9 protein-coding genes and 1 pseudogene are annotated in these 12,349 nt (G+C 65.6%); 9 read left to right on the forward strand and 1 reads right to left on the reverse strand.

What is annotated here, in order from left to right; all coding sequences use genetic code 11:
- The first annotated feature begins 145 nt into the window (after positions 1-145).
- The 9 genes and pseudogenes from MZV50_RS23350 (at position 146) to MZV50_RS23390 (ending at position 11,705) form a co-directional block, all read left to right on the forward strand.
- Positions 146-1,213, forward strand: a complete 1,068-nt coding sequence (locus MZV50_RS23350) for an aromatic ring-hydroxylating dioxygenase subunit alpha (RefSeq protein ID WP_252631723.1) — start codon at positions 146-148, stop codon at positions 1,211-1,213.
- Positions 1,214-1,238: 25 nt separating this feature from the next.
- Positions 1,239-3,593: a transketolase gene (locus tag MZV50_RS23355; protein WP_354668909.1), complete on the forward strand. Its 2,355-nt coding sequence runs from the start codon at positions 1,239-1,241 to the stop codon at positions 3,591-3,593.
- A gap of 3 nt (positions 3,594-3,596) precedes the next feature.
- Positions 3,597-4,844: a 2-oxo acid dehydrogenase subunit E2 gene (locus MZV50_RS23360; RefSeq protein WP_252631724.1), complete on the forward strand. Its 1,248-nt coding sequence runs from the start codon at positions 3,597-3,599 to the stop codon at positions 4,842-4,844.
- A gap of 22 nt (positions 4,845-4,866) precedes the next feature.
- Entirely contained in the window at positions 4,867-6,039 is a 1,173-nt protein-coding gene (locus MZV50_RS23365) for an acyl-CoA dehydrogenase (protein ID WP_252631725.1), read from the forward strand.
- Positions 6,040-6,050: 11 nt separating this feature from the next.
- The gene (locus MZV50_RS23370; protein ID WP_252631726.1) at positions 6,051-7,247 is read left to right on the forward strand and encodes an acetyl-CoA C-acyltransferase; all 1,197 of its coding nucleotides are present in this window, start codon (positions 6,051-6,053) and stop codon (positions 7,245-7,247) included.
- 62 nt (positions 7,248-7,309) lie between these two features.
- Positions 7,310-7,612 (forward strand): 2Fe-2S iron-sulfur cluster-binding protein, encoded by a 303-nt coding sequence (locus MZV50_RS23375; protein WP_289781929.1) that lies wholly within the window; start codon positions 7,310-7,312, stop codon positions 7,610-7,612.
- A 2-nt stretch (positions 7,613-7,614) separates the two neighbouring features.
- Complete coding sequence (locus tag MZV50_RS23380) at positions 7,615-8,910, forward strand: NAD(P)/FAD-dependent oxidoreductase (RefSeq protein ID WP_252631728.1); 1,296 nt, start codon at positions 7,615-7,617, stop codon at positions 8,908-8,910.
- Positions 8,907-10,715: pseudogene (locus MZV50_RS23385) on the forward strand (TonB-dependent receptor domain-containing protein). Before MZV50_RS23380 ends, MZV50_RS23385 begins: the two are co-directional and overlap by 4 nt.
- 366 nt (positions 10,716-11,081) lie before the next feature.
- Positions 11,082-11,705: a hypothetical protein gene (locus MZV50_RS23390; RefSeq protein WP_252631729.1), complete on the forward strand. Its 624-nt coding sequence runs from the start codon at positions 11,082-11,084 to the stop codon at positions 11,703-11,705.
- A gap of 134 nt (positions 11,706-11,839) precedes the next feature.
- Here the strand turns inward: MZV50_RS23390 and MZV50_RS23395 are convergent, their stop codons facing one another.
- Positions 11,840-12,319: an alpha/beta hydrolase fold domain-containing protein gene (locus tag MZV50_RS23395; protein WP_252631730.1), complete on the reverse strand. Its 480-nt coding sequence runs from the start codon at positions 12,317-12,319 to the stop codon at positions 11,840-11,842.
- Positions 12,320-12,349: the final 30 nt, after the last annotated feature.

The raw sequence follows: 12,349 nt of genomic DNA on the forward strand, positions 1-12,349 counted from the left end.
GCCTCCATCCCCAATGAACGGCGTCTGACGCGCCATGCATTCTTGATGGCATGCCATTTTGATATATTGCAATGAAAAACTTGCGCGCTTCGCGCATCTAATCCACAAATGGCATACCAAATAGAAAAATGAGGGAGGAACGACGATGGCTTTTGCCCGCAACGGCTGGTACTGCGCCGCCTTCTCGACCGAGGTCGATACGAACTTCCTTGGCCGCAAGATCCTGGGTGAAGGCGTGCTGATCACCCGCGACTCGGCGGGCGGCGTACGCGCGATCGGCGATCGCTGCCCGCACCGGTTCGCGCCATTGCACCGGGGCGTCCGGGAGGCGGACACCGTCGAATGCCCCTATCATGGCCTAAGGTTCGACCTGGACGGCCGCTGCGTTCTCAATCCCCACGGACAAGGCCGTATTCCCGGCGCGGCGCGTGTCGCGGCCTATCCGGTCGAAGAGCGCCAGGGCGTCATCTGGCTGTGGCCGGGGGATCCGGCTCTGGCCGATCCGGCGATCATCCCCGACCTGCTGCTGGTCGACCGCGGCGAGCGCACGCCCGTCAACGGCCATCTGACCATGCCGGTCGACTACAGGCTCGTGCTCGACAACCTGATGGACCTCAGCCACGCGGCCTATCTACACGCGGGCACGCTTTCGCCCTCCCGCGCCAAGCGCGAGTCGACTTACGACGACGACGAGACGAGCGTGCGGGTCAATACGGTGATGCGGGACGTGCCCACCCCGTCGAGCCAGCAGCTCTATTTTCCCTCACCGCGCGGCGACTATCACTCGGACATCGAGTGGATCTTCCCCGGAAGCCTGCGCCAGCGCCTGGCCATGACCGAAACGGGCGCGGAAGCCGATGCCGGCGCGGTCACGCGCAACGTCCACCTCATCACCCCAGAGACCGAGACCTCGACCCACTATTTCTGGATCCACTCGCGCAACCGGCTGATGGATGACGTGTCCATCGACGATCGGACCCGCGCCATCCTCAGCAACGCCTTCCTGACCGAAGACGAGCCGATGATGCAGGCGTGCCAGGAGAATATGGGCGGCGCCGAGTTCTTCTCCCTCAGACCGATCTATCTCGAGACGGATTTTGCAGGGACGCGCTGCCGCCGCACCATGGAGCGCATCATCGCCGAGGAAGCGGAAACGGCGCGCCGACCGGCCGCGCCAGCAGAGGCCTCATCCGCCCAGACCACCCCGGCCTGACCTCTCAAGATCAAAGGATCATCCCTTGGCGACCCGCTCGGCGAGAGCCGCATCCGCACCCGTGCCTGAAACCCTGCCCGACCGCATCGCCATGCTCGACATGGTAGACCGCCGGCTTCGGTGGCTGTCGGCCTGGACCATCCATAGCGCCAACCATCTGCGTCCGAGCGCCGACGGCCTGAAGATCGGCGGCCACCAGGCCAGCTGCGCCTCGATCAGCACGATCATGACCGCGCTCTATTTCCACGCGCTTGGCCCTAACGACAAGGTCGCGGTCAAGCCGCACGCCGGTCCCGTCCTCCACGCAATCCACTATCTCCTGGGGAGCCAGTCCCGGCAGCAGTTAGAGGCGTTTCGAGGATTTGGCGGGGCGCAAAGCTATCCCAGCCGGACCAAGGACGTAATCCCCGTCGACTTCTCGACCGGATCGGTGGGTCTGGGCGTTGCGATCACCGCCTTCGCCAGCCTGGTCCAAGACTATCTGGTGGCGCACCAAGCGATGGACCGCAAGGATGTCGGCCGGATGGTCGCCCTGATGGGCGACGCCGAGCTCGACGAAGGCAATATCTACGAGTGCCTGATCGAGGCCTATAAGCACGACATCCGAAACTGCTGGTGGATCGTCGACTACAACCGCCAATCGCTCGACCACACGACGGCCGACCGGATGTTCCGACGGTTCGACGACATCTTCCGCACCTGCGGCTGGCGGGTGGTCACGCTCAAATATGGCAAGCTGCAGCAGGCGGCGTTCGAGGAGCCCGGCGGCGCGGCGCTGCGCGAGTGGATCGACACGATCCCCAATGTCGACTTCGCCGCCCTAACCTATCAGGGCGGGGCTGGATGGCGCGCGCGGCTCACCACTGATATCGGGGCCAAGCCCGGGGTCGCCGATCTTCTGGCTAGGCGCGACGACGCCAACCTCGCCCGGCTGATGACCAATCTTGGCGGTCATTGCCTGGAAACCCTGACCGAAGCGTTTGACGAAGCGCGGGACGATGTCCCCACGCTCTTCATCGCCTACACCATCAAAGGCTACGGCCTGCCGTTCGCGGGCCACAAGGACAACCATGCCGGCTTGATGAACGCGCCTCAGATCGAGGCGCTGCGCGCGGAGATGGACATTCCGCCTGGCCAGGAATGGGAGCCCTGGGCCGGCGTGGGCGACAATGTCCTGCCTGCGTTGCGCACCCTCGCCGACGAGACCCCGATCATGCGGCAACGCCGCGCGACGAGCCCGGCGTTGCTCGACGTGCCTGCGATCGTCCCGCCCGAGGGTGAGGAGCAATCGACGCAGACCGCCTTTGGCAAGATCCTGCTCGATCTGGCGCGCGGTGGTTCGCCGCTGGCCGATCGGATCGTCACCACATCGCCCGACGTCACCGTCTCGACCAACCTCGGCGCCTGGGTGAACCAACGCGGCCTGTTTCGGCGCCAGCAACTGGCTGACGTCTTCAAGATCGCGCGCATCCCCTCCCCCCAGAAATGGGAAGGCGGATCGGCCGGCCAGCATATCGAGCTTGGCATCGCGGAGAATAATCTCTTCCTGATGCTGGCGGCGACCGGGCTTGCCGGCGCCATTTTCGGCGAGCGGCTGATCCCGATCGGCACGGTCTACGACCCGTTCATCGCCCGCGGCCTCGATGCTCTCAACTATGCCTGCTACCAGGACGCCCGCTTCATCCTGGTGGCGACGCCGTCCGGTCTGACGCTCGGCCGCGAGGGCGGCGCGCACCAATCGATCAACCCGCCGCTGATCGCCATGGGCCAGCCGGGCCTGCGCCACTACGAGCCCGCATTCGTCGACGAGCTGTCGGTCCTGATGGAAGAAGCGTTCCGGCTGATCCAGGCCGAGGATGGCGAGGCGGTCTATTTCAGACTGACGACGCGCGTGGTCGCCCAGATCGCGCGTCAGGATGACGCGTGGAAATCGGGCGCGATCCAGGGCGGCTATTGGCTCAAGCCGCCTGGGGAACAGGCCGAAGCGGCGCTCGTCGTGATGGGCGCGCTCGCCACCGAGGCCCTGGCGGCGTGGGAGCAGATGATCGACGACCTGCCCGGCCTGGGGCTGCTGGTCGTGACATCCCCGGACCTTCTGCATCGCGAGTGGAGCGAGCGCCTGGCCGGAACTGGGTCGGACCAGTCGCCCTCGCACATCGAAGCCCTGCTGGCCACCCTCCCGCCCGGCGCGGGACTGGTCACCGTGCTTGACGGCTCGCCTGCCGCCCTCTCCTGGCTGGGGGGCGTCGATGGTCGCCGCGTGTCGCCGCTCGGCGTCGACCGGTTCGGCCAGACCGGCGAGCTCTCTGACCTCTACCGGCGCTATAGGCTCGATCCGGACGCCATCGTCCACGCCACCGCCACGTTGTTCGCGAGCTGATCCATGGACATGACGATCACCATGCCTGCCCTCTCCCCGACCATGGAAGAGGGCGCCCTGGCCCGCTGGCTGATCAAGCCTGGCGACGCGGTTCGCGCCGGCGACATCATCGCGGAGATCGAAACCGACAAGGCGACGATGGAACTCGAGGCGGCCGAGGATGGACTCATCAGCGAGCTTGTCGTGCCGGCCGGAAGCGAGGCGGTGAAGGTCGGCGAGGTGATCGCCCGCTTGGCCGATCCGGCCATGGCGACTGCGAACTCGGCCCAATCGCTCGCGCCATCGCCTGAGGCGCCGCCCGTCTTCGCCCCCTCGCCCGCCCCGCGGCGAGAAGCCCTGAACGGCGGGCGCTCCGCGTCCGAAACGGCCAGCCCGCTTGCCCGCCATGTCGCCGCCCTCAGGGCGATCGATCTGGACACGGTTGCGGGAACAGGCCCGGATAGGCGCATCCTCATGCGCGACGTCGCGCCCGCCAAGCCGCCTGCTTTGCGGCCTCCGACAGAGCTGGCCGATGAGCGCGCGCTGCCGATAACCACCAGTTCCGCCGCGATCCCAGCCGCCCCGCACACGATCGCCAAGCTCTCCAGCACCCGCAAGACCATCGCCAGGCGGTTAACGGCGTCAAAGCAGCAGATTCCCCACATCTATCTGACGGTGGATGTGCGGCTCGACGCGCTCCTGGCCTTGCGCGGGGAGCTCAATGCCGGCCTGGCCTCGCGCGGCGTCAAGCTCTCGGTCAATGACATGATGATCAAGGCGTTGGGAAGAGCGCTCATGCTGGCCCCGGCCTGCAATGTGATGTTCGCGCCGGAAGGCCTGGTGAGCTTTACCAGGGCCGACATCTCCGTCGCGGTCTCGACACCCGCCGGCCTGATCACGCCGATCATCGCAGGCGCCGAGCTGGAGCCCCTGTCGAGCATCTCATCCAGGATGGTCGATCTAGCGCATCGGGCCCGGGAAAACCGGCTGCATCCGCATGAGTATCAGGGCGGCACCGCCTCGCTCTCGAACCTGGGCATGTACGGGATCAAGCAGTTCGAGGCGATCATCAATCCGCCGCAGGGGATGATCCTGGCAGTCGGCGCGAGCGAGCGGCGGCTCCGGATCGGCGATGACGACGCGGTCGCCGCCGAAACTGTTCTGTGCGCTACGGGCAGTTTTGATCACCGCGCCATCGACGGGGCGGACGCCGCCCATCTCATGCAGTCGTTCAAGGCTCTGATCGAAGAGCCCTGGTCGCTACTTGCCTGACGGTTACTGGAGACAATACCCAATGCCGAGTTTCGACTGGAACGACCCCTTCCTACTGGAAGACCAACTGAGCGACGAAGAACGCCTGATCCGCGACACCGCGCGCAGTTTTGCTCAGACCAACCTTGCCCCGCGCATCGTCGACGCCTTCCAGAATGAGGTGACTGATCCTGGCATCTTTCGCGAGCTCGGCGCGCTGGGCCTGCTTGGCCCGACCATCCCGCAGGCGTATGGCGGCGCTGGCGCCAACTATGTCGCCTACGGGCTGATCGCGCGTGAGATCGAACGGATCGACAGCGGCTATCGCTCGATGATGAGCGTGCAGTCGAGCCTGGTTATGTATCCAATCAACGCGTTCGGATCGGAGACACAAAAACAAAGCCTTCTTCCGAAGCTCGCGACCGGAGAGTTCATCGGCGCCTTTGGCCTGACCGAGCCCGACGCCGGATCGGATCCGGGCGGCATGACCACGCGAGCCTGCAAGACCGCCGGCGGCTACCGCATCTCAGGGGTGAAGGCCTGGATCTCCAACGCGCCCATCGCCGATGTCTTCGTGATCTGGGCCAAGAGCGAAGCCCATGGCGGCGCGATTCGCGGTTTCCTGCTCACCAGGGGCCTCAAAGGTCTTGCCACGCCGAAGATCGAGGGAAAGCTCTCCTTGCGCGCCTCGATCACTGGCATGGTGATGATGGACGAGGTCGAGGTCGGCGACGAGGCGCTACTGGACGTCGAGGGTCTCAAGGGCCCGTTCAGTTGCCTGAACCGGGCGCGTTATGGCCTCAGCTGGGGCGCGATGGGCGCAGCGGAATTCTGCTTCGAGGCGGCCAGGCAATATGGCCTCGACCGCAGGCAGTTCGGCTCGCCGCTGGCCGGCCGCCAGCTCTACCAGAAAAAGCTCGCCGACATGGAAACCGAAATCGCGCTGGGCCTTCAGGCGTCGTTGCGGGTCGGGCGACTGCTCGACGAAGGCAGGTTCTCGCCGGAGATGGCCTCGATCGTCAAACGCAACAATGTCGGCAAGGCGCTCGAGATCGCGCGCATGAGCCGGGACATGCACGGCGGCAACGGAATCGCGGGCGAATATCATGTGATGCGCCACGCGATGAACCTGGAGACCGTCAACACCTACGAAGGCGCCCATGATGTCCACGCCCTGATCCTTGGACGCGCCATCACGGGCCTGGCCGCGTTTTGAGGAGCCCGAAGATGCGCCAGGCCGCCATTGTCTCGACCGCCCGCACCCCCATCGGCAAGGCCTATCGCGGGGCCTTCAACGCGACCGAGGCGCCCGTGCTGGCGGGCCATGTGCTCAACGCCGCTATCGCCCGCGCCGGGATAGAAGCCTCGCGCATCGACGATGTCTTTTGGGGCGTCGGCAATCAGTGGGGCACGCAAGGCGCCAATGCGGGCCGGATGGCGGTGTTCGCCGGGGCCCTACCGCATGCCGTCCCCGCCTTCACCCTGGACCGAAAATGCGGATCGGGTCTCACGGCCCTGGCCCTGGCTGCCCGGTCGATCATCGCCGGCGACATCGACGTGGCCCTGGCCGGCGGCATGGAGTCGATCAGCCTGACCGTGACGCCGGATGCGCCGCGCTATCCTAATAGGAGCGTCATCGAGCGGGTCCCGGCCGCCTATATTCCGATGATCGAGACCGCCGAGATCGTCGCCGAGCGTTACGGCGTCAGCCGGGCGGCTCAGGACGCCTATGCGGCCGAAAGCCAAAGGCGCGCGGCGGCGGGGCTTGCGAGCGGCGCCTTTGCCCAGGAGATCGCGCCGATTACGGTCGAGAAGGCTCTGTTCGATAAGAACGGGGCCCGGACCGGAACCGAAACCGTCACCCTGGCGCAGGACGAAGGCATACGCGCCGGTACGACACTGGAGGCCCTGAGCGCCCTCTCGCCGGTCTGGGCCGGCGGCGAGTTCACCGGCCCCGGCCGTCACGTCACCGCGGGCAACGCCAGCCAGCTGTCGGATGGGGCTTCGGCGCAGATCCTGATGGACCGCGAGACCGCCGAGGTTGAGGGCCGAACGGTGCTGGGCGTCTATCGCGGGTTCCAGGCGCTCGGCTGCGAGCCCGACGAGATGGGCATCGGGCCGGTCTTCGCCATTCCCAAATTGCTGGCCCGGGCGGGTCTCTCGATCAATGATATCGGCCTTTGGGAGCTGAACGAAGCCTTCGCCTCGCAATGCCTCTATTGCCGCGACCGGCTCGGCATCGCCCCTGAGAAGTTCAACGTCAATGGCGGGGCCATCGCGGTCGGCCACCCCTTCGGAATGTCGGGCAGCCGGCTGGTCGGCCACGCGCTGATCGAGGGCCGCAAGCGCGGCGTCCAATATGTCGTGGTGTCGATGTGCACCGCCGCTGGCATGGGCGCGGCGGCCCTGTTCGAAATCGTCTAGCCCGCGTCCTCCCGCGCTCATCCGCCTCTCACCAGGAAGGATATCCCTTGCCTCAGCTTACCGTGACAACTCGCAACGGAGACGTCCGCTCGGTAGCAGCGCCTGGCGGCATATCGCTGATGGAGGCGCTCAGAGAGACCGGCTTTGGCGAGATCCTCGCCCTTTGCGGCGGCTGCTGCTCCTGCGCGACCTGCCATGTCTATGTCGACCCGGCGTTCCTCTCCCAACTCCCCGGGCAGAGCGCGGACGAAGACGCGCTGCTGGAGAGCTCGTCCCACCGGCGTGAGACGTCGCGACTGTCCTGCCAAATCCCCCTCAGCGACGGCCTCGACGGGCTCGCGATCGTCATCGCGCCGGAAGACTGAAGGTGGCGTTCCTCCCCAACGAACCCAGCTACGACGTAGTCATCGTCGGCGCCGGCCACGGGGGCTCGCAGGCAGCCGCAGCGCTCCGGCAACGCGGTTACAAGGGATCGATCCTCGTCATCGGCGAGGATCCCGAGCTGCCCTACGAGCGCCCTGCCCTCTCGAAGGACTATCTCGCGGGCGACAAGAGCTTCGAGCGGTTGCTTCTGAAGCCTGCGGCGTTTTGGGCCGAGCGCGATATCGCGCTTCGCCTGGGTCGCCGTGTCGTCTCGGTCGATCCTGGCGCCAAGCGGATCGTCTGCGACGACCGATCGGCGGTGACCTATGGTGTCATCATCTGGGCGGCCGGCGGCAAGGCGCGGCAGCTAAGCTGCGACGGGAGCGACCTCGCCGGTGTCCATACGCTGCGCGACCGCGCCGATATCGACCGTCTGAAAGCCGAACTCGCGACCGCCGAGACCGTCGCGATCGTGGGCGGTGGCTTTATCGGGCTCGAGGCCGCGGCGGTGCTCGCCAAGGCTGGCAAGGCCGTGACGATCCTGGAGGCTGCCGATCGATTGCTCGCCCGCGTCGCCTGCGAGGCGGTATCGCGCTTCTACGAGGCCGAGCACGAAGCCCACGGCGTCGATGTCCGATGTGGGGTGCAGGTTGTGTCGATCGACGGTCATGACGGAAAGGCCACCGCCGTGTGCCTGGCCTCCGGCGATCGCGTCGCAGCCGATCTGGTGATCGTCGGCATTGGAATCGTACCGGCCGTAGAGCCGCTTGTCGCCGCCGGATGCGGTCAGGGGCCTGGCGTCGAGGTCGATGCCTTCTGCCGGTCGCAGCTGGAAGACATCTTTGCCATTGGCGACTGCGCCAGCCATCTGAACCCATTCGCTCCGGGCGAGCCCTTGCGTCTGGAGTCGGTGCAGAACGCCAACGACCAGGCCGCCACCGTTGCCAAAGTGCTGACCGGGACGCCCGAGCCCTATGTTTCGGTCCCGTGGTTCTGGTCGAACCAATATGATCTGCGGCTGCAGACCATCGGCGTGTCGCGCGGCTATGACGAGGTGGTGCTACGAGGTGATCCCGCCAGCAGAAGCTTCTCAGCTGTCTATCTGAGACAAGGCCGGGTCGTCGCGCTCGACTGCGTCAACGCCGTCAAGGACTACGTCCAGGGCAAGCGCCTCGTGGTCAAAGGCGTCGTGCCCGACCGCGCGCAGCTGGCCAACCCCGCCCTACCGCTCAAAGACCTTCAGGACGGCGGCGAGCCGGCCCTGCCCAGCCTAGCCCTTCACCAGGAGGATCGACGATGAAGACCCGCGCCGCCGTCGCTTTCGAAGCCAAGAAGCCGCTGGAGATCGTCGAGGTCGATCTGGAAGGGCCGAAGTTCGGCGAGGTGATGGTCGAGATCAAGGCGACCGGCGTCTGCCATACCGACGCCTACACGCTGGACGGTCTCGACAGCGAAGGCTCTTCCCCTCGATCCTGGGCCACGAGGGCGCGGGCATGGTGGTCGAGATCGGTCCGGGCGTCACCAGCGTGGCCGTCGGCGATCACGTGATCCCGCTCTACACGCCCGAGTGCCGCCAGTGCAAAAGCTGCCTCTCGGGCAAGACCAACCTCTGCACGGCCATCCGCGCGCCCCAGGGCAAGGGCTGATGCCGGACGGCACCAGCCGCTTCTCTCCTACAAGGGCCAGACCATCCACCACTACATGGGCTGCTCGACCTTCTCGAACTACACGGTCCTGCCCGAGATCGCGGTCGCCAAGATCCGCAAGGACGCGCCGTTCAAGACCGCGTGCTACTTCGGCTGCGGCGTGACCACGGGCGTCGGCGCCGTGACCAACACCGCCAAGGTCGAGCCGTCCTACAAGTCCGACACCCTCGCCTTCTCCACCGGGCTGGATTGGAGGCTTTCGGACATCTGGTCCGCCGATCTGACCTATGGCTACACGCGCAAGAAGCACCGCTCCAACAAGATGTTCGCCTACATGTTGAACGCGGCGGGCGACTATGAGGGCTATGCTTACACCTTCGCCGAGCTCGATCAGAACCACTTCGTCCAGGGCAAGTTGAACGGAAGCTTCCAGACCGGCGCGATCCGTCACGAGGTCGTCGCCGGCGCATCCTACATGACCTACACCGCCGACTTCGGCGACGGCTACAGCTGGTCTAACGCCTTCAACGGCAACATCTATCAACGCCAGCCCTTCAAGGCCAACACGGTGATCGACTTCAGCACCGATGGCCTTCCGTCAGAAGAGCGGCAGAAGGCCGTCTTCGTCAGCGACACGCTGCGCCTGGGGCGGCATTGGCAGGCTGTGGTGGGCTTGCGGCGCACGCACTACGCGTTGCGCGATCTCGACGGCGATCCCACCGTCGACTCCGGTTACGAGACGTCCGCGACCAGTCCGACCGTCGCCGTGATCTACAAGCCCGCCGACTATGTCTCGATCTACGGCAGCTATGTTGAATCCATGGAGAGCGGCACGCGTGTTGGCGGCCAATACGCCAATGCCGGCGGGGTGTTGGGCGCCACGGTCAGCAAGCAGCAAGAGTTCGGTCTAAAGTACGAGCATGGCGCCCTGGAGCTAACGGCGGCCGCCTTCAAGATCGAGCGGGCCAACCAGATCGATAGTCTGGTCGATGGGCAGCGCTATCTGACCCAGGATGGCATGACATCCTACAAGGGTGTGGAGGTAAGCAGCGCCTATCAGGTCGACAGGGATCTGCGCCTGGGTCTGGGCGCGATCCATCTGGATCCCACCATCAAAGACGTTTCATCGGACAACGAAAACCTGCGCGGCAACATTCCGGCCGAGGCTTCACGCTGGCAGGTCACGGCCAACGCCGAATACGCCATTCCAGCGGTGGAAGGGCTGAGCGTCCACGGTGACGCCCGCTACTATGGCAAGGCCCCGACCGACGACGCCAACACCCTGTTCATTCCCAGCCGGACCCTTGTGAACCTCGGCTTCCGCTATGAGACCCGGGCCGCTGGCCAGCGCCTCGCCTTCACCGGCAACCTCAACAACGTCTTCAACAAGAAATACTGGGGCCTGAGCAATATCGGCGAGGGTATAAACGGCTCGCTGTCCGCCAAGGTTTACTGGTGACACCAAGCGCGCCAGGGGAAAGCGGTGGCGCATGTTAAGCCGCCGTGCGCCCGACGTTGGGGCCGTTTCTAAAAGCGGACCAGCGGAGCGCCCGGAATCGGCGCGTCACCCACCGGCTATCGTTCATCCTGACCGGAAACCATGGAGGTCAGCTCCCCACGGCGAGGCGGACTTTGCAGACCTCGGACGGAGCGGTCCAGAACCTTTACCGGGACCCTCGTGCTTTCGACGATGACGACTTCGTCTGACCTGCTGACGTCGCACGACACTCCAAACGCCTGGCAGCGGCCGAAAGCCGAGCGCCGTTTTTCCGCACCTTTTGGCTGTACTCTGACGGATAGATTCACGGGAGTCCCAGGGAGCGCTATGTCCAGCACGATCGAGATCGCGCCATCTCGCGAGCGGTCTCCGCTAGCCCTCATCCATGAGGGACCGGTCGACCTCGACATGCTCGAGGAGTTTCGCGCCGCGATGGCGACCGATGGCTTGGAAGTGGAGATCCGCAGCGGGATGTCCGTTCGCGCATCGGCTTGGTCGTGGCTCGCACCGACCGCCGTCCTCCTGTGGATCTCGAAGAGCTATTTCGACGGCTTGCTCAAGGAGCTGGGCAAGGCGCACGCTTCAATCCTCGACAAGGCGCTGCGGCAGCTTGGCCGGCGCCTGTCGGGACTGAAGTACTGGGAGGTGACCGCCAAAAAGGTGGTCGCCATCGCGGACCGATACTCGCCCATCCTGTCCGTCTGGACCGAACGCCATGAAGGCGGCCGCTTCAAGATGCTGATCGCGTCCGATCTCGAAGGCGCCGCGCTGGATTCCGCGCTTAGCGCCTACATCACTTTCGTCCAGGCGTACCATACCGGCGCTCTGGACCCGGAAGACCTGGCGATCCTTGCCGAAGCGCGGCCGGTCGGCGACATCACCCTCCTCGCCTATGACCAACACAGCGGCACGATCCAATTGGTCGATCCCCTCGAGGCGCGGCTCGCCTAGCAGCGACACATCCCCCTAGAGACCGGGAAGCGCCATTCGGCGACTTCGTTTCGGCGTGCTGCGTCATGGGCCAGAAGCCTAGCTGTCGGCCGCCGAAAAGGGCGTCCCAGAGGTCAGGACGCCCCTCGAACTCTTCACTCGGCCCAGTGCCCTGTAAGGAACGCCGCCACCCTGTCGAGCGAGCGGCGCGCCGCCGGCAGGTATCGCGTCGCACCTTGGAAGACGTGATGCAGCCCTTCGAAGACCTCCAGCCGCACCTCGCCGCCCCTGGAGGCCGCCACGGCCGCATAGCGGTGGGAATCGTCGAGCAGGATCTCGTCGCCGCCGACCTCGATCAACAGCGGCGGCACGATCTCAGGTACGGCGTAGAGAGGCGAAGCGCGGCCGTCCTTCGGATCGACGCCGGCAAGATAGACCTGGGCCGGCCCGGCAAGCATGACCGGCTGGAAGATGGGGTCGTGGATTCCGGGATCGTTGACGGAGGCGCCGGTCATGGCCAAGTCGAGCCATGGCGAGAAAACCGCGATCGCGGCGATGGTCGGCGACGCGGTCGCCGTATCGCCAAGGATACTGAGGGCAAGGCCGCCCCCAGCGGAGTCGCCTACCAGCGCCACCTGGAGGGTGCTGACCGGCCACTAGGGACG

The organism is Caulobacter segnis (genome assembly GCF_023935105.1).
In the GTDB taxonomy this organism is placed as follows: domain Bacteria; phylum Pseudomonadota; class Alphaproteobacteria; order Caulobacterales; family Caulobacteraceae; genus Caulobacter; species Caulobacter segnis_B.